The sequence below is a fragment of the Streptomyces sp. R28 genome, from assembly GCF_041052385.1.
GTDB lineage: Bacteria > Actinomycetota > Actinomycetes > Streptomycetales > Streptomycetaceae > Streptomyces.
The window spans coordinates 1,638,259-1,660,901 of sequence record NZ_CP163439.1 but is presented as its reverse complement, the minus strand read 5'-3'; the positions used below and the strand labels follow the sequence as shown (position 1 = coordinate 1,660,901).

At 71.2% G+C, this 22,643-nt stretch carries 22 protein-coding genes; 14 read left to right on the top strand and 8 right to left on the bottom strand.

Annotated features, from left to right (window positions below; translation table 11 throughout):
- Positions 1-69 precede the first annotated feature (69 nt).
- Both AB5J49_RS07130 and AB5J49_RS07125 read left to right on the top strand, forming a co-directional pair.
- Positions 70-1,296 carry an FAD-dependent monooxygenase gene (locus AB5J49_RS07130; RefSeq protein WP_369167607.1) on the top strand — a complete coding sequence of 409 codons (1,227 nt, stop codon included), beginning with the start codon at positions 70-72 and terminating at the stop codon, positions 1,294-1,296.
- Positions 1,268-2,173, top strand: coding sequence for a Gfo/Idh/MocA family protein (locus AB5J49_RS07125; protein ID WP_369167606.1), 906 nt, complete (start codon positions 1,268-1,270; stop codon positions 2,171-2,173). The genes AB5J49_RS07130 and AB5J49_RS07125 overlap by 29 nt, the downstream gene beginning before the upstream one ends.
- Here AB5J49_RS07125 and lnt read toward each other — a convergent pair.
- Together lnt and AB5J49_RS07115 are read right to left on the bottom strand one after the other, a co-directional pair.
- Entirely contained in the window at positions 2,097-3,677 is a 1,581-nt protein-coding gene (gene lnt, locus AB5J49_RS07120; RefSeq protein ID WP_369167605.1) for an apolipoprotein N-acyltransferase, read from the bottom strand. The genes AB5J49_RS07125 and lnt overlap by 77 nt on opposite strands.
- Before the next feature lie 68 nt (positions 3,678-3,745).
- On the bottom strand, positions 3,746-4,231 hold the full coding sequence (locus AB5J49_RS07115) for a nuclear transport factor 2 family protein (protein WP_369167604.1): 486 nt from the start codon (positions 4,229-4,231) through the stop codon (positions 3,746-3,748).
- A 188-nt stretch (positions 4,232-4,419) separates the two neighbouring features.
- On the opposite strand from AB5J49_RS07115, the gene AB5J49_RS07110 reads away from it, so the two are divergent.
- Positions 4,420-5,037, top strand: coding sequence for a DUF4291 domain-containing protein (locus AB5J49_RS07110; RefSeq protein WP_369175070.1), 618 nt, complete (start codon positions 4,420-4,422; stop codon positions 5,035-5,037).
- On the opposite strand, the gene AB5J49_RS07105 is transcribed toward AB5J49_RS07110, so the two are convergent.
- A complete protein-coding gene (locus AB5J49_RS07105) occupies positions 5,014-5,598 on the bottom strand; it encodes a chloramphenicol phosphotransferase CPT family protein (protein WP_369167602.1) in 585 nt (194 codons plus the stop codon). The genes AB5J49_RS07110 and AB5J49_RS07105 overlap by 24 nt on opposite strands.
- 30 nt (positions 5,599-5,628) lie before the next feature.
- A complete protein-coding gene (locus AB5J49_RS07100; protein WP_369167600.1) occupies positions 5,629-5,808 on the bottom strand; it encodes a hypothetical protein in 180 nt (59 codons plus the stop codon).
- A gap of 318 nt (positions 5,809-6,126) precedes the next feature.
- On the opposite strand from AB5J49_RS07100, the gene AB5J49_RS07095 reads away from it, so the two are divergent.
- Positions 6,127-6,780: a hypothetical protein gene (locus tag AB5J49_RS07095; protein ID WP_369167599.1), complete on the top strand. Its 654-nt coding sequence runs from the start codon at positions 6,127-6,129 to the stop codon at positions 6,778-6,780.
- 18 nt (positions 6,781-6,798) lie between these two features.
- On the opposite strand, the gene AB5J49_RS07090 is transcribed toward AB5J49_RS07095, so the two are convergent.
- Entirely contained in the window at positions 6,799-7,674 is an 876-nt protein-coding gene (locus AB5J49_RS07090; protein ID WP_369167598.1) for an undecaprenyl-diphosphate phosphatase, read from the bottom strand.
- Between the two features lie 281 nt (positions 7,675-7,955).
- Here AB5J49_RS07090 and AB5J49_RS07085 point away from each other — a divergent pair, with 281 nt between their 5' ends.
- Positions 7,956-9,245, top strand: a complete 1,290-nt coding sequence (locus AB5J49_RS07085; RefSeq protein WP_369167597.1) for a Gfo/Idh/MocA family protein — start codon at positions 7,956-7,958, stop codon at positions 9,243-9,245.
- On the top strand, positions 9,242-10,168 hold the full coding sequence (locus tag AB5J49_RS07080; RefSeq protein ID WP_369167596.1) for a PmoA family protein: 927 nt from the start codon (positions 9,242-9,244) through the stop codon (positions 10,166-10,168). Before AB5J49_RS07085 ends, AB5J49_RS07080 begins: the two co-directional genes overlap by 4 nt.
- An 82-nt stretch (positions 10,169-10,250) precedes the next feature.
- On the opposite strand, the gene AB5J49_RS07075 is transcribed toward AB5J49_RS07080, so the two are convergent.
- Positions 10,251-10,721 (bottom strand): winged helix-turn-helix transcriptional regulator, encoded by a 471-nt coding sequence (locus AB5J49_RS07075; RefSeq protein ID WP_369167595.1) that lies wholly within the window; start codon positions 10,719-10,721, stop codon positions 10,251-10,253.
- Positions 10,722-10,882: 161 nt separating this feature from the next.
- Here AB5J49_RS07075 and AB5J49_RS07070 point away from each other — a divergent pair, with 161 nt between their 5' ends.
- Complete coding sequence (locus AB5J49_RS07070; RefSeq protein WP_369167594.1) at positions 10,883-12,052, top strand: acetyl-CoA C-acyltransferase; 1,170 nt, start codon at positions 10,883-10,885, stop codon at positions 12,050-12,052.
- A gap of 88 nt (positions 12,053-12,140) precedes the next feature.
- On the opposite strand, the gene AB5J49_RS07065 is transcribed toward AB5J49_RS07070, so the two are convergent.
- Complete coding sequence (locus AB5J49_RS07065; RefSeq protein ID WP_369167593.1) at positions 12,141-12,920, bottom strand: TVP38/TMEM64 family protein; 780 nt, start codon at positions 12,918-12,920, stop codon at positions 12,141-12,143.
- A gap of 49 nt (positions 12,921-12,969) precedes the next feature.
- On the opposite strand from AB5J49_RS07065, the gene AB5J49_RS07060 reads away from it, so the two are divergent.
- The 4 genes from AB5J49_RS07060 (at position 12,970) to AB5J49_RS07045 (ending at position 16,835) form a co-directional block, all read left to right on the top strand.
- Positions 12,970-13,692, top strand: a complete 723-nt coding sequence (locus tag AB5J49_RS07060) for a DNA alkylation repair protein (RefSeq protein WP_369167591.1) — start codon at positions 12,970-12,972, stop codon at positions 13,690-13,692.
- A 260-nt stretch (positions 13,693-13,952) separates the two neighbouring features.
- Positions 13,953-15,122 carry an elongation factor Tu gene (tuf, locus tag AB5J49_RS07055; RefSeq protein WP_369167589.1) on the top strand — a complete coding sequence of 390 codons (1,170 nt, stop codon included), beginning with the start codon at positions 13,953-13,955 and terminating at the stop codon, positions 15,120-15,122.
- Between the two features lie 97 nt (positions 15,123-15,219).
- Entirely contained in the window at positions 15,220-16,065 is an 846-nt protein-coding gene (locus AB5J49_RS07050) for a spermidine synthase (protein WP_369167587.1), read from the top strand.
- 332 nt (positions 16,066-16,397) lie between these two features.
- Positions 16,398-16,835, top strand: a complete 438-nt coding sequence (locus tag AB5J49_RS07045) for a DUF4442 domain-containing protein (RefSeq protein WP_369175069.1) — start codon at positions 16,398-16,400, stop codon at positions 16,833-16,835.
- A 140-nt stretch (positions 16,836-16,975) separates the two neighbouring features.
- On the opposite strand, the gene galU is transcribed toward AB5J49_RS07045, so the two are convergent.
- Positions 16,976-17,944: a UTP--glucose-1-phosphate uridylyltransferase GalU gene (galU, locus tag AB5J49_RS07040; protein WP_369167586.1), complete on the bottom strand. Its 969-nt coding sequence runs from the start codon at positions 17,942-17,944 to the stop codon at positions 16,976-16,978.
- Positions 17,945-18,353: 409 nt separating this feature from the next.
- Between galU and AB5J49_RS07035 the strand changes: the two genes are divergently transcribed.
- The 3 genes from AB5J49_RS07035 (at position 18,354) to AB5J49_RS07025 (ending at position 22,605) form a co-directional block, all read left to right on the top strand.
- On the top strand, positions 18,354-20,171 hold the full coding sequence (locus AB5J49_RS07035) for an RICIN domain-containing protein (RefSeq protein WP_369167584.1): 1,818 nt from the start codon (positions 18,354-18,356) through the stop codon (positions 20,169-20,171).
- A gap of 154 nt (positions 20,172-20,325) precedes the next feature.
- The gene (locus AB5J49_RS07030; protein ID WP_369167583.1) at positions 20,326-21,888 is read left to right on the top strand and encodes a carboxylesterase/lipase family protein; all 1,563 of its coding nucleotides are present in this window, start codon (positions 20,326-20,328) and stop codon (positions 21,886-21,888) included.
- 72 nt (positions 21,889-21,960) lie between these two features.
- Positions 21,961-22,605, top strand: coding sequence for a DedA family protein (locus AB5J49_RS07025; protein WP_369167582.1), 645 nt, complete (start codon positions 21,961-21,963; stop codon positions 22,603-22,605).
- Positions 22,606-22,643 lie beyond the last annotated feature (38 nt).

Genomic DNA, 22,643 nt, shown 5'->3' with positions numbered 1-22,643 from the left:
CGCGGCATGCTCTCACTACATCTGTAGTGAACGGCGTGGTGTTCGAGCACCCGGTACGAGGAGGAGCCCATGGCACAGTCATCGCGCGCCATCGTGATCGGCGGCGGCATCGGAGGCCTGACCGCGGCGGCCGCACTGCACCGAGACGGCTGGGACGTCACCGTGCTGGAGCGGGCCCCGTCCCTGGAGCCGGTCGGCGCGGCCATATCCCTAGCGCCCAACTCCCTGCGCGCGCTGGACGTCATCGGGCTCGGCGACGAGATCCGCGACCTGGCCGCATGGCAGGGCGACGGGGGACTGCGCACCCCGTCCGGGCGCTGGCTCTCCCGCGCGGACGCCGACACCGTGGCCGAACGCTTCGGCGACCCCCTCGTCCTCCTCCACCGGGCCACCCTCATCAACAGCCTCGCCTCGCGACTCCCGTCCGGGGTCGTCCGGACCGGCGTCGCCGCGACCCTCGCCGACGCGGGCGACGCCGACCGACCGGCGCGCGTCAGCACGCCGGACGGCGACCTGGAGGCCGACCTCGTGGTGGCCGCAGACGGCATCCAGTCCGCCGTACGCCGGGCGCTGTTCCCCGGCCACCCCGGGACCGTCTACGCCGGTTTCACCACATGGCGGGTCGTCATCCCCCTGCCCGGCCTGGAATTCGCCTCGCACGAGACCTGGGGCCGGGGCCGCATCTGGGGCTCGCACCCGCTCAAGGACGGCCGCGTCTACGCGTACGCCGCGGCGATCACGCCCGCCGCGGAACGTGCCCCCGACGACGAGAAGACCGAACTGCTCCGCCGCTACGGAGACTGGCACGACCCGATCCCCGCGATCCTCGCCGCCGCCCGCCCCGAGGACGTCCTGCGCCACGACGTCCACCACATCGCCGAGCCGCTGCCCGCCTACCACCGTGGCCGGGTCGCCCTGGTCGGCGACGCCGCGCACGCCATGCCGCCGACGCTGGGGCAGGGCGGCAACCAGGCCGTCGAGGACGCCGTCGTACTCGCCCACCACTGCGCCGACCTCGCCGCGTACACGGCAGCCCGGCTCCCGCGTACGACCGCCATCGCGCGCCGTGCCGTGAAGGTCGGCCGCCTCAACATGACGACCGGCCGCACCGCCATCGCCGTACGGAACGCGGCGATGGCCGGGCTGTCCAAGGCCGCTCCCTCGCTGCTCCTGCGGGGCTTCGCGGGCATCGCCGACTGGCGGCCGCCACAGGCGCCGTATGCTGCCGGGAAGGCCCCGGCAGGCAACCACCAGAGGAGAACACCCCGTGAAGGTCGGCTGCATCGGACTCGGTGACATCGCGCAGAAGGCCTATCTGCCGGTGCTCGGCGTCCAGCCGGGGGTCGAACTGCATCTGCAGACCCGTACGCCCGCGACGCTCGCCCGGGTCGCCGACAGCCTCCACCTGCCGTCGGCACAGCGGCACGCGGACCTCGACTCGCTCCTCGCCCAGGGCCTCGACGCGGCCTTCGTGCACGCGGCCACCGTCGCGCACCCGGAGATCGTGACCCGGCTGCTGGAGGCGGGTGTGCCGACGTACGTCGACAAGCCGCTCGCCTACGAACTCGCCGACTCCGAGCGGCTGGTGGCGCTCGCCGAGCGGCGCGACGTGAGCCTCGCCGTCGGCTTCAACCGGCGTTACGCCCCCGGCTACACACAGTGCGCCGACCATCCGCGCGAGCTGATCCTGATGCAGAAGAACCGGATCGGGCTGCCGGAAGAGCCGCGCTCGATGATCCTGGACGACTTCATCCACGTCGTGGACACCCTGCGCTTCCTGGTGCCGGGCCCGATCGACGACGTGACCGTGCGCGCCCGCGTCGAGAGCGGGCTGCTGCACCACGTCGTGCTGCAGCTCGCCGGAGACGGCTTCACCGCGCTCGGCGTGATGAACCGGCTCAGCGGCTCGGCCGAGGAGGTCCTGGAGGTGTCCGGGCAGGACACCAAGCGTCAGGTCCTCAACCTCGCCGAGGTCGTCGACCACAAGGGCCAGCCGACCGTGCGGCGACGCGGGGACTGGGTGCCGGTGGCCCGGCAGCGCGGCATCGAGCAGGCGGTGCTGGCCTTCCTCGACGCCGTGCGCGCGGGCAAGGTGCTCAGCGCCCGGGACGCGCTGGCGACCCATGAGCTGTGCGAGCGGGTTGTACGGGCGGTTCAGGAGCGGGCCGCCTGAGCCGTGGCCGCAGGGTCCGGATGCCCTCGCTCGCGCCCCACGCGGCGATGATCAGCAGCGCCGCCCGCACCGGCCAGTCGCCGAAGCGGACGTACGGCGTCACACCGCCGGCCAGCGGCACGTCGTAGACCGCGCTCGTGCTCTCGTCCGTGCCGAGCCAGGAACCGATGCGCTGCCCGCTGGGGCCGTACACGGCGGAGACGCCGGTCAGCGTCGCGTGCACCATCGGCCGGCCGGTCTCGGCGGGGCGCAGCGCGGCGAGCGAGGCATGCTGCTCGGGGGCCCAGCTCTGCTGGAACGTCGAGGTCGCCGACTGGGCGATCAGCACCTGGGCGCCGTCGTCGGTGAGGTTGCGGCTCATGTCGGAGAACGCGGACTCGAAGCAGACCATCGGGCCGATCCGCAGCCCGTGCCCGGCGTCCATCACGACCTGCTCGGTGCCGCGCCTGCGGTCCTCGGCCGCCGCCTTGCCCACGGAGGTGGCCCAGCCCAGCATCGAGCGGAGCGGTATGTACTCCCCGAAGGGGACCAGCCGCATCTTGTCGTAGCGGGCGCCGGTCGGGCCGTCCGGGCCGACGAGGATCGAGCTCTTGTAGATGCCGGGTTTGTCGGAGCGTCGCGCGTCCACGTTGACCAGGATGTTCGCCCCCGTCTCGCGTGATAGCGCGGCGAGCCGCCGGGCGAAGTCGGGCCGGTCGTCGAGGTCGTAGCCGACGCTGCTCTCACCCCAGACGACCAGGTCGACGTCCTGACCCGCCAGGTCGCGGGTGAGTTGCTCCTCCCGGTCGAAGCGCCGGTCGGCGCCGGCCCCGCCCTGGATGACGCCCGGCTGCACGACGGCGATCCGGACCCGGTCCGAGACGTCGGGGCGCGGGGACCACACCCAGGCGGCCGAGGTGGCGACGGCCGTGGCGAGGAGCCCGGCCACCGCGGGCACCCGGCACCTGCGCACCGCCACCAGCACGGCGACCGCGACATTGACGGCCACCACCAGGAAGCTGATCAGCCACACCCCGCCCACCGAGGCCAGCCGCAGCGCGGGCTCCACCTCCCACTGACTGGAGCCCAGCACGCCCCACGGCCCGCCGAGCCCCTGCCAGGAACGGACCAGCTCGATCAGCAGCCAGCCCGACGGCAGGACGGCAAGAGCAGCGGCGACCCGGCCCGGGGGCGGCTTCCCGGCCAGTAAACGGCGCACCAGCCAGCCCCAGGGGGCCCACAGCGCGCCGAGCAGGGCCGCGATGACGAACGTGAACACATGCAGGCTCGGCACCAGCCAGTGGTGCATCGCCAGCATGAAGCCGAACCCGCCCCACCAGCCGTCGTACAGCGCCCGCTTCTCGGTCGGTGCGGAGCGCAGCAGCGCGATCCACGGGACCAGGGCGACGTACGCCAACCACCACAGCGACGGCTCCGGATAGGCGAGCACGGGCAGCGCACCGGCCAGCGTGGCGGCGGCCGAGCGCCGCCACGGCGAAGCGAGCCAGTAGCTGATCGTCTTCATGCGGCGCCTCCCTGCCCGTGATCCTTCCAGTGTGCTCGCAGGCACTGACAGTGGACAGTGGACCCCGCTCAGTCGATCACCGCCGGCGCGGTCCGGTCGGGCAGACGGCGCCACTTCTCCTGCACGACCACCTCGCGCAGCCGCCAGCCGTCGTACGTCCGCAGCAGCCCGAAGGCGTACCGGCCGCCGCACACGAAATCGGGGGCGGCGAAGCCGTCGCCGTTCTCGGCGAACCGCATCGGATTGACGTAGTCGGCCTGGACCCGGGCCGTGTCGCCGGCGTCCTGCTCGAGGACCCCGAAGCGCACCCGGCGGTTGACGATGAGATGTTGCCGCATCGAGAAGACCCGCATGCTCTCCGCGAGCCAGGCGGCGACCTGTCCGGCGTCCCCCTCGATGCCGCCGGCCGAGCGGTAGTCCGCGCGTCCCTCCGGGGCGAACAGGCTCCTGTACGCCGCCCAGTCGCCGTCGTCCACGGCCACCGCGTAGTCGGTGATCAGTTCCTCGACCGCGAGCCGGTCCCTCAGGGTCGCGAGCTCCACACGCTGCGTCATCGGCTCAGTGTTGGGCATGAGGTGGACGGAGCCAAGAGGGCGTGCGGCGATATTCGGTGGATGTCGGCGGGGTCGGGGGTGAGGCTGTTCTCGTGAACGACCTGAACGATCCGAACGAGAACGACCCGAACGACCCGAACGAGAGCGATTCGAAGGATCCCAACGAGAACCACCAGGACGACCGGTCCGTGCAGCCGGTCCCGCAGGAGCCCAAGTTCCGCATACGTGCACACCACACCGAGTCCACGGTGACCGTCTACCAGGCCTACCGACCCCAGATCGGCGGGGCCGCCGCCCGCGACGGCCGTTTTCCGTCGTCGTGGAGCCGCGACCGTATGACGTGGATCAAGCCGTCGTTCCTGTGGATGATGTACCGCTGCGGCTGGGCCACGAAGGAGGGTCAGGAGACCGTCCTCGCCGTCGAGATCAGCCGGGAGGGCTTCGCATGGGCACTGCGTCACGCGTGCCTCTCGCACCACGTCCCCGCCCTGCACGGCGACCAGGGCGCCTGGAAGCGGCAGTTGAGGACGGCACCCGCGCGCGTGCAGTGGGATCCGGAGCGCGATCTGCACCTCAACCCCTTGCCGTACCGGTCCCTGCAACTGGGGCTCACCGGCGAAGCGGCCGCCCGGTACGCGGACGAGTGGATCGTCGGCATCGAGGACGTGACACCGCTCGCCACGGAGATCCACGCGCGCGTGCGGGCGGGCGAACTGGAGCGTGCGGCCGAACTGTTGCCACAGGAGCGGCCCTATCCGGTGGAGGACGAGGCCCTCGCGCATCTACGAGCCCAGAGTGACCGCTGATCGTCGCAGCTGTTCGAAGGCGGTGGGGCTGGGCCTGCGGGGCAGGAAGTCCTTGATGAGGCGGGCGCACTCCTGCGGTGTGCTGCGGCCGGTGTCGCACTCCACGTCGTAGACGCCATGAGCGTGCACCCGCTCCAGCTGACTGGCGGCGAGGCCGGGCGGCCGGTCGGCGCGCTCGCGCTCCCGGCGCTCCAACTCCTGCGGACCGCAGTGCACTTTGACGAGGACGACGTCCGGTGGCACGAAGAGCGACAGGCAGTCCCTGAGCCGCCACTCGGCGCTCAGCACATGATCGACGACGACGTTGTTGCCGGCGGCGGCCATGCCCGCGACCGCGCGGTGGAAGCCCTGCCAGGTGCGGTGCAGGACGGTGGCGAGCAGGTCCTGCGGGACGGGCACCTTGGAACGCATCGCGTGGAAGGAATCGACAGGCATATGGAAGTACGGCTCGTCCAGGATGCGCAGCAGTTCGGCAGCGATGCTCGACTTGCCCGAACTGGACGTGCCGTTGAGGAAGATGATCAGGCCGCGACGCGGCGCCACGTCGTCAAGATGCTCCATGGAGTGGATCTTAGGCGTGGAGCCGGGGCCTCAGGCCGCCTTGATGACCTCACCGCGGATGGCGGCCGCCCACTCGACCACCAACAGCTCGTACTCCGCGCGCTCCTGAGCCGACAGGGAGCCGCCCGCGCGCAGCCACAGGGCGCGTATCTCCTCGTTCACCTCGGCAGCAGACCGCACGGAACCAGGGCCTAAGGAATGGGGGGACATGCGGACAAGCCTAGGGGCAAGGGCTGACAGTGCGCTACCGGACGGCTACACACCACGTATGTCGTTGGTCACGGGATTTCGCGGTGGGTGCTGTCAGGGTCTGAACGGGCGGTCGATCCGGCACGTCACGGCGGCCCCCTCGTCGCCGGAGCCGATCGAAGCGCCCGCGACGCGTGCGTACGTGTGACACGGCGTTTGCCCGACCGCCCGATGCGGCACTGTAGCGATGGTGAACGGTGTGTACGTCCTCGCGCTTGCCGGGCCCGGGCAGCCGGCCTCGATGTCGCACCTCGCACAGGTCGTTCGGAGGTGGCCGGGGTGAGACCTGCCCGCTTTCGCCGAGGCGCAGTCGCGGCGCTGAGTGCCGCCGCGCTGCTGTCCGCGGTCGCCTGTGGTGGGGGCGAAGGGGAAGCCGCCACCTCCTCGACAGCCACGCCGACGTCGCGGACCTACACGACCCGGTCGTTCGCCGTGCCGCTCACCCTGACTCTCCCTCCCGCACTCGACACCTGGCGGGCATCGGACACCGGGACGTTCCTGACCTGGGTGGGGCCGGCGAACATGATTCGGTTTCTGCTGCCCGAAGCGGTGTACCGGCCGGGAGGCGACGGGGCGCCTGAGAAGCCGCCCGGCACATACGAGGGATACCTTGCCTACCTGCGCGAACATTCCCGGCACCACGCCACGTGGCGGGACGAGAGGTCCATCAGCGTCGACGGCCGGTCCGCCACCTTGCTGACCGGCACCTCCGACAAGCCGCTCGACGGGTCACTTGGCTGCATCACGGCCGAGGCGAATCTCCACGAGGACTGCTACGGGCTCCAGCCGGAGTACGAGTTGCGGGTCGCCGTCATCGACGCGCCCGGCAGGCCCCTGCTGGCCTGGTCCACGATCAACACCACTCGGCCTCAGGACCGGAAGGTCGCCTTCCCCCGGTTCGAGGGCATGCTGCGCACCCTTGAGTTCCGCTGAGTAACGCCGGCCGGGCCGTCAGCCCGCCGACTCCGCCGCGTGCGGGCTGAGGGCGCCGGTGGCCACGAGGACGATGATGACGATGCCGAGCGCGATGCGGTACCAGACGAACGGCATGAAGCTCTTGGTCGAGATGAACTTCATGAACCACGCGATTACTGCGTAACCGGACGCGAAGGCGATCACCGTCGCGAAGATCGTCGGGCCCCAGGAGACGTGGTCGCTCTCCATCGCGTCCTTGAGCTCGAAGAGGCCGGAGGCGAGGACGGCAGGGATCGCGAGGAGGAAGGAGTAGCGGGCCGCGGACTCGCGTGTGTAGCCCATGAAGAGGCCGCCGCTGATGGTGGCGCCGGAGCGGGAGACTCCGGGGATGAGCGCCGCGGACTGGCACAGGCCGAAGATCAGGCCGTCCTTGACGTTCAGGTCCTCGAGGCCCTTGCGCTGCTTGGCGGCGCGGTGCCGGCCGCCCGACTCGTCACGTGCGGCCAGCCGGTCGGCGACGCCGATGATGATGCCGACCACGATCAGCATCGTCGCCGTGATGCGCAGGTCGCGGAAGGGACCCTCGATCTGGTCCTTGAGCGTCAGGCCGAGCACGCCGATCGGGATCGAGCCCACGATCACCAGCCAGCCCATCTGCGCGTCGTGATCCTGTCGCATCTCCTTGTTGGTCAGCGAGCGCGCCCACGCCGAGATGATCCGCCCGATGTCCTTGCGGAAGTAGATCAGTACCGCGGCCTCCGTGCCGATCTGGGTGATCGCTGTGAAGGCCGCACCGGGGTCCTCCCAGCCCGAGAACGCCGCGGTCAGCCGCAGGTGCGCGCTGGAGGACACGGGGAGGAACTCGGTCAGCCCCTGGACGAGTCCGAGGATGAGCGATTCAAACCAAGACATGAAGTTACGGAGTCCAAGAGTTGATCGTGGCAAGGGATGACGGGGACACCGCGTCGGCGGGGCAGAGATCGCGAGTGTCGAGGGGCAGCGTAGCGTCCCGCGATGACGGCTCCGGCACAGGGGGCTGGGCGGCCGCTCGCCGACCGCGGGCATACCGGTGTTGACCTGCTGCGGGGCCGCCGCTTACGTTGCAGCGAGCGGAAAGCGCTTGCTGCATCCGTCGCCCGTCCCTACGGTGCCCGTCGGCGCCACCCGTTGTCCCGGAGGAGTCCGATCCGCCCATGGCCACATCCGAGACCGCTCCCGGGACGGATCACCGGCACCCCCAGTCCCCCCTGGCCCCGCTGCCCGGCCGCCGCATCAGGGTCGCCGTGATCGGGACCGGCGCCATCGCCCGCGACTCCCACCTGCCCGCGCTCGCCAGGCTCGCAGCGGAAGGGGAGACGGAGATCGTCGCCGCCGTCGACATTGCTGCGGAGTCGGCCGATGACTTTTGCGCGATCGCGGCTGAGGTCGGGGTTGAGGCAGGGGCAGGGGCAGGGGCAGGGGCAGGGACAGGGGTAGCGGCCGTGGCTGGGGCTGGGGCTGGGGTGCCCCGTGCCTACACCGATCCCGACCTGATGCTCCAGGAGCAGCGGCCCGACCTGGTCATCATCTGCACGCCGCCGACCCTGCACCGCGACCAGACCGTCGCCGCGCTGCGTGCCGGCGCCTGGGTGTGGTGCGAGAAGCCGCCGGTGCCGAGCCTCGCCGACTTCGACGCAGTCGAGGCGGAGGAGGGCGAGGACGGCGGACCGTACGCCTCGATCGTCTTCCAGCACCGCTTCGGCTCGGGCACCCGGCACGTACGACGGCTGCTCGCCGAGCAGGCCATGGGCCGTCCGCTCGTCGCGCACTGCCAGACCACCTGGTACCGCGACACCGCCTACTACGCCGTGCCCTGGCGCGGCCGCTGGCAGACCGAGGGCGGCGGACCGGCGATGGGGCACGGGATCCATCAGATGGATCTGCTGCTCGATCTGCTCGGACCGTGGAGCGAGGTGCGGGCCATGGCCGGGCGTCTGGTGCACGACGTGGAGACGGAGGATGTCTCGACCGCGCTCGTGCGGTTCGCGAACGGCGCGATGGCGACCGTCGTGAACAGCGTGCTGAGTCCCGACGAGGTCAGCCGCATCCGCATCGACTGCGAGCGCGCCACCGTCGAACTCACCCACCTGTACGGCCACCGCAACGACAACTGGGCCATCACCCCGGCCCGGGACGTGCCGAGCGCCGAGGCCGCGGCGTGGCAGGACTTCGGTGCGGACGTGCCCAGTTCGCATCTGGATCAGCTGCGGGAACTGGTCGCGAGCATGCGCGTGGGGGAGCGGCCGCGCAGCAGCGGCGCGGACGGGCGTACGAGCCTGGAGCTGATCGCCGCGCTGTACAAGTCGGCGTTCACGGACGCGACGGTGAAGGCGGGGGAGATCGGCCCCGGCGACCCGTTCTACACGGCGATGCACGGGGGTGCGCCCGGCTGGGCGCCCGTCCTGGGAGAGCCGGCCGCCCCCGGCGAGGAGGCCGCCGCGTGACCGGGCTGCGTATCGTCCATGCGCACGGCGACCGCATCACGGTCACCGAGCCGGTCACCGGGGTCGAGCTGCTCGCCTACGTCTACGGCCCGGAAGCCGCCTGGGAGGCCCCGAAGCCGTACCTCCACCCGCTGCGGACCCTCGCCGGTGACGTCGTTACCGACTACCGGCCCAACGACCACCGGTGGCACAAGGGCCTGTCGCTGACGGCCTCGCATCTGTCGGGGGCGAATCTGTGGGGCGGCAACACCTACGTCCATGGGCAGGGGTATCTCGAACTGCCCGAGCGCGTCGGGTCGATGACGCACGTCGGGTTCGACGAGGTCTGCGCGGACGGTGGCCGTGTCGTCATCGCCGAGCGGCTGACCTGGCATCCCCACAGCGGTGAGCTGTGGGCCGACGAGCAGCGCCGGGTCGAGGTGCACGACATCGAGCCGGAGTCGGGGTCGTGGGCCCTGACTTGGACGAGTGCCGTGACGAACCGGCGTGACGAGCCGCTGCGGTTCGGCAGCCCCACCACCGCCGGGCGTGAAATGGCCGGTTACACGGGCCTGTTCTGGCGCGGCCCGCGCGCCTTCCAGGGCGGCCGGATCATCGCCCCGGATGCCGAGGGACCCGGCCTCATGGGCGAGCAGGCGCCCTGGCTGGCCTACTCCGGGGAACACGACGGCACCGACGGCCACGCGACCCTCGTCTTCGCGCACGCCCCCGAGAACGATCACGCCGGTGAGCGAGGCGCCCACCCCGCCCACTGGTTCGTACGCAACGAGCCCTTCGCGGGCGTGGCCCCGTCCTGGGCATTCCACGACGAGCTCGAGCTCGCCCCCGGTGACACCCTCACCCGCCGCTACCGGGTCGTCGTGGCCGACGGGGCCTGGGACCGGGAGGAGATCGCCAAGTACCTGCAGACGCACCCCTGGTAGACGCCCCCTGGTAGACGCGGGGTCCGCAGGGGCGGGGTCGGTAGGGGTGGCGTTCGGCTTCGTACGGGACTGTCGGTCCGGGTCAGGCAGCCGACGGCCCCGCCACCGTCCATCCGGGTGCCTGGGGGTGGGCCGCGAGGTCCTCGTGGTGCACCGGGTCGCCGCACGCCTGGCAGATGACGACCGGGAGCAGTTCGTTGCCGCAGATGTGCTGGATCACCATGGGGCGGTCGTCGTCCTTGCGGAGGTGGCGGTCGCCCCACGCCATGAGGGTCATCAGGACCGGTTCCAGTTCGAGCCCGGCTTGCGTGGGCCGGTACTCGTACCGCTGCGGGCGCTCGCTGTAGGCGCGCTTGGTCAGGATGCCGGCGTCGACCAGGCGGCGCAGCCGGGTGGCCAGGATGTCGCGCGGGGCGCCGATGTTGCGCACGAGCTGGTCGAAGCGGCCGTTGCCGAGGCACACCTCACGCAGGACGAGCAGGGAGTACTTCTCGCCTACGAGGGCCATGGCATCGGCGATGGAACAGGGGCGCGGGTTTTTGGTGGCGGCCATGGCGCTCAGTCTAGGGGAGGGTTCGGGTTTCCAACTGAATGGGTTTGATTTTCCAACCTTGAGGGCTATGGTGAGTTTGGATTTCCTACTCACCGGTAATCGTGTCGGCCTCGCACAGGCCGCGCTCCGGTCATCGCCCGGCGGCCAAGGAGGCCTGCACCATGCGTGACGCTGTCATCGTCGAAGCCGTACGCACCCCGATAGGCAAGGGCAAACCGAACGGCTCCCTCGCGCACGTCCACCCCGTCGAACTCCTCGCCCACACCCTGCGCACCCTCGTCGAACGCTCCGGCGTCGACCCGGCGCTCATCGACGACGTCATCGGCGGCACCGTCGACCAGGTCGGCGAGCAGGCCATGAACACCACCCGCTACGCCGCCCTGTCGGCGGGCTTCCCGGAGACGGTCCCGGCGACCACCGTCGACCGCCAGTGCGGCTCCTCCCAGCAGGCCGTGCACTTCGCCGCCCAGGGCGTCATCTCGGGTGCGTACGACATGGTCGTCGCCTGCGGCGTCGAGTCGATGAGCCGGGTGCCGATGTGGTCGAACGTGCCGCCCGGCAAGGACCCCTTCGGCCCCGGCATCGCCGAGCGCTACCCGGAGGGCCTCGTCCCGCAGGGCATCAGCGCCGAGCTCATCGCCGCCAAGTGGTCGATCACCCGCGACCAGATGGACGCGTTCGCCGTCTCCTCGCACCACAAGGCGGCCGAGGCCTGGCAGCAGGGCCGCTTCGACGCCGAGGTAGCGCCCCTGGAGGGCGTCTCGCGCGACGAGTGCGTCCGACCCGGCAGCACACCGGAGATCCTCGCCGGCCTCAATCCCGCCTACTACGACCCGACCTTCGCCGAGCGCTTCCCGCAGATCGAGTGGAACGTCACCGCGGGCAACGCCAGCCCCGTCAACGACGGCGCCTCCGCGGTGCTCATCACCTCCGGCGAGACGGCGGCCCGGCTCGGCCTGCGCCCGCTCGCCCGGCTGCACAGCTTCGCCGTCACCGGATCCGACCCGCTGCTCATGCTCACCGGAGTCGTCCCCGCGACCGAGAAGGTGCTGCACAGGGCGAACCTGCGCCTCGACGACATCGACCTGTTCGAGATCAACGAAGCCTTCTCCAGTGTGGTCCTGGCCTGGCAGCAGGAGACCGGCGCCGACCTCGCCAAGGTCAATGTGCACGGCGGCGCGATCGCGATCGGCCACCCGCTCGGCGCGAGCGGAACGCGTCTGACGACGACCCTGGTCCACGCGATGCGGGAGCGCGGCGCGCGCTACGCCCTGCAGACGATGTGCGAGGCGGGCGGCCTCGCCAACGCGATGATCCTGGAGACGGTGTAGCCGCTGGTCGGTAGCCGGTAGCCGGTAGCCGGTAGCCGGTAGCCGGTAGCCGGTAGCCGTCGGCCGGCTGCGAAGGCGGCGTTGCGGTTCAGCGGCCGCGCAGGTGGTGGCGCTTGCGCCAGGCCACCACCACGCCCGCCAGCGCCGGCAGGGCGATGCAGGCCAGCGCGATCAGGAAAGCAGGCGAGGTCGGCGCGGAGGCGCGGGCGCCGGCGACGACGTAAGCGGCGGTGTTGGGGATCGACCCGAGCGCCGTCGCGAGCAGGAACGGGAGGTAGCCCATGCGGGAGACGGCGGCGGCGTAGTTCGCGGCCCAGAACGGCACACCGGGAAACAGCCGCACCGCCAGCATCGAGCGGAAGCCGTGCCGGCTGAACTGGCCGTCCGCGGCCTTCAGCCACCGGCCCCGCAGCAGCGGGCGCAGCGCGTCCTGGCCGAGCAGTCGGCCCAGCGCGAAGGCGACGCCGGCACCCAGCACCGTGCCCGCCAGGGACGCGCCGATGCCCCACTCGGAACCGAAGAGCGCGCCCGCCGCGAGGTTCAGCAGCGGTCGCGGCACGAACGCCACCGTGATCAGCCCGTACGCCACGGCGAACAACACCACCGCGGCCCCGCCCTCGATGTGTGGCGGCCAGCCGTTCGCCAGGAGTCTCTGCGGTTCGAAGAGCAGCACGGACGACGCGGCCGCCGCGAGCAGCACCACGAGCAGGGACAGCCGCGACCACGGCGAGAGCAGCCCTCTCGAACAGCGCGCGGCGAAGCCTGCGGGAACGGGCGCCGGCAGGGGCGCGGGGACGGTGAGCTCCGTGGCGGCGGCCTGCGGAGGGGCCGTTGCGGTGCCCCCAGAGCGGGTGGTGGCATCGAGCATTCGGCGACAGTAACCGACGAAGATGTGTGATCGCCGTATGGTTCGTCTCATGCGCGTCACAGGTGCGGGAACGTTGGAAGTTCCCCGCAGCGTTCTCGCCGACACGATCCTGGAGCGGCTCACCGCCGCGTACGCCGCCATGGCGGATCCGGAGCGGGCCGCCACCGCCCAGGCGTACATGAAGGACGTGGCCCCCTTCCTCGGCATCCCGACCCCCGAGCGCCGCGCCCTGTCCCGCACCGTCCTTGCGGGCACCCCGCGCCCCGACGAGACCGACTGCACCGCCGTCGCGCTGCGCTGCTGGCAGCTGCCCGAGCGCGAGTACCACTACTTCGCCGTCGACTACCTGCGCCGCCACGTGGGGCGCTGCTCGTCCGGCTTCCTGGCGGTGGCCCGGCACCTCGTCACCACCGTCTCCTGGTGGGACACCGTCGACGCGCTCGCCGCGCACGTCGTCGGCGGGCTCGTCGCGGCCGATCCGTCGCTCACGGCGGACATGGACGCCTGGATCGTCGACGACGACCTGTGGGTGGCGCGCACCGCCCTGCTCCACCAGCTGCGCTACAAGGAACGCACCGACACCCGACGCCTCTTCGCCTACTGCCTGCGCCAGTCCGGGCACCCCGACTTCTTCATCCGCAAGGCGATCGGCTGGTGCCTGCGCGAGTACGCCAAGACCGACCCGGAGGCCGTACGCGCCTTTCTGGTGCGGGAGCGGGGGCGGTTCGCGCCGCTGTCGGTGCGGGAGGCACTGAAGAACATCGGGGCGTAGGCCGCGAACTCCCCATCCGCGAAAAACCATTCGACGTCGGACATGGCGTCGACGATGATCGAGCTCATGTTCCGGCACGCCTTCGTCCTCGCAGCATCCGCAGTCGCGGATGCTCCGAAGGCTGCCGTTGCGGACTTCCTGGCCGCAGTCGACGGCGCCCGAAGCTGACCCTCTCCGGATAGTCCGGCGGACCCCGCAGGGGGAGGGTCGGCAAGTCCTTGGGGTCCCCCTCTCCTACGAAGAGACTTCGAGGTACAGCCATGTCCAAGACGGCATACGTGCGCACCAAACCGCATCTGAACATCGGCACGATGGGCCATGTCGACCACGGCAAGACCACGTTGACCGCAGCCATCACCAAGGTCCTCGCCGGGCGCGGATCCTCTACGTACGTCCCCTTCGACCGCATCGACCGGGCGCCGGAGGAGGCCGCGCGCGGCATCACCATCAACATCGCGCACGTCGAGTACGAGACCGACACCCGTCACTACGCGCACGTCGACATGCCGGGCCACGCCGACTACGTCAAGAACATGGTCACCGGCGCCGCGCAGCTCGACGGGGCGATCCTCGTCGTCTCCGCGCTCGACGGGATCATGCCGCAGACCGCCGAACACGTGCTGCTCGCCCGGCAGGTGGGCGTCGACCACATCGTCGTCGCCCTCAACAAGGCCGACGCGGGCGACGAGGAGCTCACCGACCTCGTCGAGCTGGAGGTCCGCGACCTCCTCAGCGAGCACGGTTACGGCGGCGACGCCGCGCCCGTCGTACGGGTCTCGGGGCTGAAGGCCCTGGAGGGGGACCCGCAGTGGACGGCTTCGATCGAGGCGCTGCTCGACGCGGTGGACACCTACGTGCCGATGCCGGAGCGGTATGTGGACGCGCCCTTCCTGCTGCCCGTCGAGAACGTGCTCACCATCACCGGTCGGGGGACGGTGGTGACCGGGGCCGTCGAGCGGGGCACCGTGCGGGTGGGTGACCGGGTCGAAGTGCTCGGGGCCGGGCTGGAGAGCGTGGTCACCGGCCTGGAGACCTTCGGCAAGCCGATGGACGAGGCGCAGGCCGGGGACAACGTGGCGTTGCTGCTGCGGGGCGTTCCCCGGGACGCCGTCCGGCGGGGGCATGTGGTCACGGCGCCGGGCAGCGTGGAGCCGAGTCGCCACTTCACCGCGCAGGTGTATGTGCTGTCCGCGCGTGAGGGCGGTCGTACGACGCCGGTCACCACCGGGTATCGGCCGCAGTTCTACATCCGCACGGCGGATGTCGTGGGGGACATCGACCTCGGTGAGGTGGCTGTGGCGCGGCCCGGGCAGACGGTCACGATGACCGTCGAGCTGGGGCGTGAGGTGCCTCTGGAGCCGGGGCTCGGGTTCGCCATCCGTGAGGGCGGGCGCACTGTCGGGGCGGGAACCGTCACAGCCGTTGCATGAGGGTTGTGCGGTTCGTGGGGGACTGCGAGGCCGTCGTGGCTGGTCGCGCGGTTCCCCGCGTCCCTGCGGGGGCGCTTCCCTCGGGCACACTGTGAAGGTGAACGAGCCCATACCCGTCACCCGCGCCGTCGACTACGGCATCGCCAAGCTGATGCCGGACGTCGATCGGAAGCGGGCGTGGCTGCTGACCGTCGACGGCGCTCCGCAGTCGTACGTCGATCTGGACGAGCCCTCGTATCTGGAGTTCGAGTACGCCCAGCGGCTCGGGCATGTGCTCGACACCGTCGCCGAGGCGGGGCGAGCGCTGGATGCGCTGCATCTCGGGGGCGGGGCGCTCACCCTGCCCCGGTATCTCGCCGTGACCCGGCCCGGCTCGCGGCAGGACGTCGCCGAGGCCGATCGCGGGCTGATGGAGCTGGTCGCCGAGCAGCTGCCGATTCCCGACGGGGCCGGCATCCGGCTGCACGCCGGAGACGCCCGTGCCTGGCTTGAAGCGGCCCCTGACGACTCCGCCGACGTGCTCGTCGCCGATGTCTTCGGTGGGTCACGGGTGCCGGCCCATCTGACGTCGGTGTCGTACGTCCGTCACGCCGAGCGGGTACTGCGGGCGAGCGGCGTCTATCTGGCCAACCTCGCCGATGCCGCGCCCTTCACCTTCCTGCGCTCCCAACTGGCCACCTACGCCACGCTGTTCGAGGAGCTGGTCCTGATCGCAGAGCCGGGTGTGCTGCGCGGGCGGCGCTTCGGCAACGCGGTGCTCGTAGCCGCGCACCGGCCCCTCGACACGGCGGCCCTGGCCCGGCTCACCGCCTCCGACGCCTTCCCGGCCCGCGTCGAACACGGGCCGGCCCTGCGGCAGTTCATCGGCGGCGCGCGGCCCGTGCGGGACGAGGACGCCGTACCGTCACCCGAGCCCCCCGACGGGGCATTCAGCATCGGCTGAGTCGAGCCGGGTTCCGGCGGTCACCTGCTTGGTACGACGCCGTAGGTTCCGTCGGTTCGGTACGCACAGCGCCGCCTCCGCCGCCGGACCCAGCCCGGCCCGTGCCTGGCCACCATCGCACCACCGAGCGCGGCACCGCCCCGCTCGCCTGCTCCCCCCTGGACCGACGCCGAAGCACGCCTGGCCGGGGCGGCCAGCAGGCCCGCGACGGCGCCGTCGCCGCTCGGCTCGCGGATGGTCCGGCTGCGACCGGTAGTGATACGACGCTCGTCACACAGGTCTGTTCGCGGACCCTACCCGTGGGTAACATGACCGCCATGAGCGCAGACCAGATGTCGATCGGCGAGATGCTCGCCGCCACCGTGCCGATGGCCCGGACCCTGAACCTCGAGTTCCTGCAGACCACGCCGGAGAAGGCCGTGGTGGCTCTGCCGGACCAGGGCGAGTACCACAACCACGTGGGCGGGCCGCATGCCGGCGCGATGTTCACGCTCGGCGAGTCCGCCAGTGGCGCGATCGTGCTGGCCGCGTTCGGGGACCAGCTCTCGCGCGCCGTGCCGCTCGCGGTGCGGGCCGAGATCGCCTACAAGAAGCTGGCCATGGGCGCCGTCACGGCCACCGCGACGCTGGGCCGCCCGGCCGCCGAGGTCGTCGCGGAGCTGGACGCGGGGGAGCGGCCCGAGTTCCCCGTGGCGATCGAGATCCAGCGCGGTGACGGCTCTGTCACCGGGGAGATGACCGTCGTCTGGACCCTGCGGCCGAACGGCTGAGCCGGCCGTACGGCGGCAGGAGGCTGTACGGCAGAAAGCAAGCTGTACGGCAGTGAGCAGGGGCCCCATGTGGGGCCCCTGTGCCTCTTCGCGCCGCGAACGGCTTCGTGCCGCGAACGGCCTCTTCGTGCCGCGAACGATCAAGCAGCGAGCCGGTTCCGCTCCTGCCCGTGGCCCTCCTCGAGCCCCGCCACGAACTCCTTCAGCCAGGCCATGAACTCCGGCCCCAGGTCCGCCCGGCCGCACGCCAGTCGTACCACCGTGCGCAGGTAGTCCGCCTTGTCGCCGGTGTCGTAGCGCAGTCCGTCGAACACGACTCCGTGGACCGTCCCGCCCGTCGCCAGGTCCTGGAGGGCGTCGGTGAGCTGGATCTCGCCGCCACGGCCGGGCGGGGTGCGCTCCAGGACGCCGAAGACGGCCGGGTCGAGGACGTAGCGGCCGATGACCGCGTAGTGGCTCGGCGCGTTCGCGCGCGACGGCTTCTCCACCAGGCCGCTCACGCGGACCACGCCGTCCTCGCCGGACGGTTCGACGGCCGCGCAGCCGTAGAGGTGGATCTGTTCCGGCGGGACCTCCATGAGGGCGACCACGCTGCCCTCGTAGCGGTCGCGGACGTCCAGCATCCGGCTGAGCAGGCTCTCGCGCGGGTCGATGAGGTCGTCGCCGAGGAGGACGGCGAACGGCTGGTCCCCGACGTGATGGCGGGCGCACAGCACCGCGTGACCGAGGCCGAGCGGGTCGCCCTGGCGGATGTGGTGGATGTCGGCGAGCCGGGCCGGATCACGCACCGCGTCCAGTCGTACGGTGTCGCCCTTGGCGGCGAGCGCCTGCTCCAGCTCGAAGGCGTTGTCGAAGTGGTCCTCGATGGCCCGCTTGTGCCGGCCGGTGATCATCAGCACGTCGTCGAGCCCGGCCGCGGCGGCCTCTTCGACGACGTACTGGATGGCCGGCTTGTCGACGACCGGCAGCATCTCCTTGGGCGTCGCCTTCGTCGCGGGCAGGAACCGTGTGCCGAGGCCGGCGGCCGGGACGACCGCCTTGCGGACCGCGCGGGTGGTTCGGGCCGTGGCGTCCGCGTCCGGGGTGGGTGTCGTGTGGGGGACGATCATGCGGCTCATGCTGGTACACGGGGATGAGAGCGCGCCGAGAGAAACCTCGGAGCTTGCTGTGCGGCATGCGGAGTTGAAGATTTCGTGTACCAATTGTCTTTGGCCGCACACACTTGGCGCCCGGTTCGACGGCGATGTCGAAAGCCGGTGGTGATACCGGCGGTAACTCTTCTGAATTCCGTGCCTTTTGAACGTTGGTCACTCGAACTTCTTGTTTCCTGTCCGTTGCTTGTGCGAAAGTGAGCGACCTCGATAGCCGGTCCACAGGTGACGCGGCCCAGGTATGCACCAATCAGGCACCTGCTTTTCCGACGGACGTGCATTTCGCATGCCGTCCTGCGGCTGGGAAGGAAATGGTTCAGTGCAATTCCCCCACCCCCCACGACCGCCGTACCCCCCGCGACCCGGGATGAGCCCCACAGAGTCCGACCGCGATCTCCTCGCGGGCCGCCCGGGGCAGGCCGGGGCGGATCCCCGTGCCGTCGCCCTGCTGATGGCCCGGCACTGGCGCGCCGTGCACGACTACGCGTCCATCTGCCTGGCGTCCACGGCGAGTTCGGCCTCCATGGTGGCCGCCGCGGCCTTCCATCGCGTGCTCGGCCGGCCGGCCGCCGGCGCGCTGCGTCCCCAACTCCTCGCCGCCGTACGGGAACTGGTGAAGGAGTGGGCTGCCGACGACGGTATTTCCGCCCTCCTGCCCGAACTCGGCAAACCGACCGGAGGGCGCGGGCTGCGCGCCGCACGGTCCGTGACGCCCGAAAGGCGGCAAATCGCCGAGCGTGCATTCCGGGCTCTGTCGGGGGCCTCGCAATGCCTCCTCTGGCACGCCGAGGTCGAAGCGGAACCGATAACCATACCCGCTGGTCTGCTGGGCGTGGACGCGGGAACCGCGTCGGCGGCGTTGGAGGGAGTGCGTGAGCAATTCCGGCGGGGTTGTGTCCGTGCCCACCGCGAACTCGCGCCCACCCGGGAATGCCGCTACTACAACCGCCTCCTTGACGTCCCCATTCGCCGGGGCGGCGCCCTGCTGCCCGACGTCCAGCAGCATCTGATGGAGTGCCGTTACTGTCGTCACGCCGCAGAGCAGCTCAGCCATTTCGAGGGCGGCCTCGGAGTGCTCCTCGCCGAAACCGTGCTCGGCTGGGGCGCCCGGCGCTATCTCGACTCCCGGCCCGGGCGGGGCGGCTCCGGATCGGCGCCGGACGCCCGCCCGCGCCGCGGCGGACGGCACCGCCCGGCGCCGCTCGCCCCGCCGCGCGCACGCGCCAAGGCCGTAGCGGTGGGCGTCGGTGTGACCTCCCTCGCCCTGCTCGTGACCGTGCTCACCGCCAAGGGATGGTCCGGGGAGAACGGGGTCCCCGGCCCGGGGGCCACCTGGGGCGCGCCCAGCGGCCAGTCCGTCCACCCCGGCGCCGTCTCCCCGCCCTCGTCCTCGTCCGGCGGATCACCGTCGGCGGCCTCGGCCGAGGAACCGGTCGCGATCGCCCAGGGCAGGCTCCGCAACATCGACCGCGGCCTGTGTCTGGACCTCCACGACGGCGAGGTCCGCAGCGGTGCCCGGGCCGAGCTGGCGGAGTGCTCGTCCGTCGCGTCGCAGCAGTGGTCGTACCAGGACAACGGTCTGCTGCGCAGCGCCGCCGTCCCCACCCTCTGCCTCGACTCCGAGTCCGGCACGGGCACGGTCGCCCTGGCGAACTGCCTCGCCCACGCCGGCGAGGTGAGCTACGACCTCACCGTCCACGGGGAGCTTCTGCTGCGGCGGTCCGGGGGGCTGGCGGTCGCGTGCGGCAAGGGCGAGAGCGTGGTCGTCGCCGAACGGGACGGTTCCGAGGCGCAGCGCTGGCTGCTCGACGGCGGCCTCGCGGACGTACGCAAGGCCGACCCCGGGGAGAAGGGGGAGAAGGGGGAGAAGGGGGAGAAGCGGGACGAGAAGGGGGAGGGCGGCACGCTCGTGGAGCCCGAGGCCGACTCCCCGGAGGAGGATCCGGAGCCGCAGTACGAGACGCGCTACGTCCAGGACGACCTCGGCTCCGATTCCGGCTCCGATTCCGGCTCCGATTCCGATTCCGGCCCTGATTCCGATTCCGGCTCCGGCTCTCACTCCGGTGGCCAGGCCGAGCCCGCCACCCCCGTCGATGCCGTCGTGACCCTTCCCGCCGAGGCGCCGGCCGCCGTGTCCGGCGTCGTCGGCACCGCTGCGACGACGGCCGGTTTCGCCCCCCACTAGTCAAGGACCCCAGGGGCCACTCCGCCGGGGTGGCCCCTCCTTCGACTCCTGGCGCCAATCGGCCGTTTCCCGTCCACTTCATTGACACGAGTCACCGACGCTCCTAGTTTTCCCGCCGCACGCAGCAGCTGGAGGTGGACCGGTGATACGTCGTATGTCCGTCGCACTGATGGCCCTCGCGGCCGCGCTCATCACTCCCGTACCCGCGCAGGCCGCCGACCCCCCTGTCGTCCGTACCGGATCGGGCTGGGTGAGAGGAGAAACCACCGCCGAGGGGCGGCAGTTCCTCGGCATCCCCTACGCCGAGCCGCCCGTCGGAGAGCTTCGTTGGAAGGAGCCGCGGCCGGTCCGGCCCTGGCAAGGCGTGCGTACGGCAGGAGACTTCGGCAACAAGTGTGTGCAGGGCGCGAGTTGGGACCCGGGCTATGAGCAGCCCAGCCACACGGAGGACTGTCTCGACCTCAATGTGTACGTCCCCGAAGGCGCCGCACGCCGGGCCGTACTGGTCTGGTTCCACGGCGGAGGCCTCACCGCCGGAGCCGGCCAGGACATCGTCCCGGACGCCTTCGCGCGGCAGACCGGCACCGTCGTCGTGGCCGTCAACTACCGCCTCGGGGCGATGGGCTTCCTCGCCACGGCGGGCCTCGACGGCGAGGCGCACGACGGGGTCTCCGGCAACTTCGGCATGCTCGACCAGCAGGCCGCCCTGCGCTGGGTGCGCGCCAACATCGGCCGTTTCGGCGGCGATCCGGGCCGCGTGACCATCGCGGGCGAGTCGGCGGGCGGCCGCTCGGTCTGCACCCAGCTGGCCTCGCCCGAGGCGAAGGGGTTGTTCCGGGCGGCGATCATCCAGAGCGGGGCGTACGGCGACTGCGGTGCGCGTGTGCACGCGTCGGCCGTGGCGCAGGGTGCCGCCTTCGCGCAGAAGCTGGGCTGTGCCGACCTGGCCTGTCTGCGCGCCAAGCCGGCCGCCGAGATCCTGGCCGCCCAGAGCGGCTTCGACTGGGCGCCGGTGGTCGGCGGCGCCTTCCTGCCGAGCCAGCCGGAGGAGGCGTTCGCGCAGGGGGCCGCAGCCGGTGTGCCGGTCATGAACGGGGCCAACCAGGACGAGGGACGGTTGTTCGCCTTCGGCCGGTTCGATCTGAACGGCACCCCGCTCACCGCCGACCAGTACCCGACCGTCATGCGGACGGACTACGGCGACGAGGCGCTGGCACGCTACCCCCTGTCGTCGTACCCCTCCCCGACCATCGCGTACGCCACGGCCCAGGGCGATCAGCGCTTCGCCTGCCCGGCCCTGCGCCTCGACGGCACGCTCGCCGGACGCGGCAAGGTCTACGCGTACGAGTTCGCCGACCGCACCTCCCCGCCCTTCGCCTCCCTGCGCAACCTCGGCACGGACTTCGACTTCGGCGCGACCCACGTCAACGAGGTGCAGTACCTCTTCAAGCACTTCGGCCTTCCGTCACCGCTGAACGCCGAGCAGCGGACGCTGGCGCGGCAGATGATCCAGTACTGGGGCTCCTTCGTCCGGGACGGGGTGCCGCGTGCCGCCGGCCAGCCCGCGATGCCGACCCGGCCGGGGGCTGTGCTGAGGCTGCGCACCACGTCCGTCGGCGGGAACGTGCCGAGCACCACAGTGCACCGGGCGCACCAGTGCAACCTCTGGGACTCCGAGACCGTCACACAGAACGGGACCGTCACCCAGAACGGGTAGGCTTCCCCGGCGCACGCTCACAGCTGAGCGTGCGCCGGGAACTCAGGGTCCAGTACAGGGGAGGAAGCGGCGTTGCACGTCCAGGAATGGCTCGAAACGGTGCCACCGCTCGCCATCTATCTGCTGGTCGGCGTGGTCATCGGTCTGGAGAGCCTGGGCATCCCGCTGCCCGGCGAGATCGTCCTGGTCTCCTCGGCGCTGCTCGCCTCACAGCACGGTGAGATCAACCCCTTCGTGCTGGGCGCCTGCGCGAGCGCGGGCGCGATCATCGGCGACTCCATCGGCTACGCCATCGGCCGCAAGGGCGGCCGCCCGCTGCTTGCCTGGCTGGGCAGGAAATTCCCCAAGCACTTCAGCGAGGGCCACATCGCCACCGCCGAGCGCTCCTTCCAGAAGTGGGGCATGTGGGCCGTCTTCTTCGGCCGCTTCGTCGCCCTCCTGCGCATCTTCGCCGGCCCTCTCGCGGGCGTCCTGCGGATGCCGTACTGGAAGTTCCTGATCGCCAACGTCTTCGGCGGCATCCTCTGGGCGGGCGGCACGACCGCGGTCATCTACTACGTGGGAGTGGTCGCCGAGTCCTGGCTGAAGCGCTTCTCGTGGCTGGGCCTGGTGGCAGCGGTCCTGATCGGCCTCACGTCGATGCTGATCATCAAGCGCAAGGCCAAGAAGGCGCAGACCGCACAGCCGGAACCGGAACCTGTTCCTGCCAGGGACTGAGGCGCCCTCAAGGGGCGCGGGGAACTGCGCGACCAGCC

Bases quoted from the DNA above. Each gene is read 5' to 3' on its own strand.
- AB5J49_RS07130 (WP_369167607.1), top strand. From the start codon at position 70: ATGGCACAGTCATCGCGCGCCATCGTGATCGGCGGCGGCATCGGAGGC.
- AB5J49_RS07030 (WP_369167583.1), top strand. From the start codon at position 20,326: ATGTCCGTCGCACTGATGGCCCTCGCGGCCGCGCTCATCACTCCCGTA.
- AB5J49_RS07090 (WP_369167598.1), bottom strand. From the start codon at position 7,674: ATGTCTTGGTTTGAATCGCTCATCCTCGGACTCGTCCAGGGGCTGACC.
- AB5J49_RS07035 (WP_369167584.1), top strand. From the start codon at position 18,354: ATGAGCCCCACAGAGTCCGACCGCGATCTCCTCGCGGGCCGCCCGGGG.
- AB5J49_RS07100 (WP_369167600.1), bottom strand. From the start codon at position 5,808: ATGTCCCCCCATTCCTTAGGCCCTGGTTCCGTGCGGTCTGCTGCCGAG.
- AB5J49_RS07075 (WP_369167595.1), bottom strand. From the start codon at position 10,721: ATGGCCGCCACCAAAAACCCGCGCCCCTGTTCCATCGCCGATGCCATG.
- AB5J49_RS07105 (WP_369167602.1), bottom strand. From the start codon at position 5,598: ATGGAGCATCTTGACGACGTGGCGCCGCGTCGCGGCCTGATCATCTTC.
- AB5J49_RS07065 (WP_369167593.1), bottom strand. From the start codon at position 12,920: ATGCTCGATGCCACCACCCGCTCTGGGGGCACCGCAACGGCCCCTCCG.
- AB5J49_RS07045 (WP_369175069.1), top strand. From the start codon at position 16,398: ATGTCGATCGGCGAGATGCTCGCCGCCACCGTGCCGATGGCCCGGACC.
- AB5J49_RS07070 (WP_369167594.1), top strand. From the start codon at position 10,883: ATGCGTGACGCTGTCATCGTCGAAGCCGTACGCACCCCGATAGGCAAG.
- lnt (WP_369167605.1), bottom strand. From the start codon at position 3,677: ATGAAGACGATCAGCTACTGGCTCGCTTCGCCGTGGCGGCGCTCGGCC.
- tuf (WP_369167589.1), top strand. From the start codon at position 13,953: ATGTCCAAGACGGCATACGTGCGCACCAAACCGCATCTGAACATCGGC.
- galU (WP_369167586.1), bottom strand. From the start codon at position 17,944: ATGATCGTCCCCCACACGACACCCACCCCGGACGCGGACGCCACGGCC.
- AB5J49_RS07060 (WP_369167591.1), top strand. From the start codon at position 12,970: ATGCGCGTCACAGGTGCGGGAACGTTGGAAGTTCCCCGCAGCGTTCTC.
- AB5J49_RS07085 (WP_369167597.1), top strand. From the start codon at position 7,956: ATGGCCACATCCGAGACCGCTCCCGGGACGGATCACCGGCACCCCCAG.
- AB5J49_RS07115 (WP_369167604.1), bottom strand. From the start codon at position 4,231: ATGACGCAGCGTGTGGAGCTCGCGACCCTGAGGGACCGGCTCGCGGTC.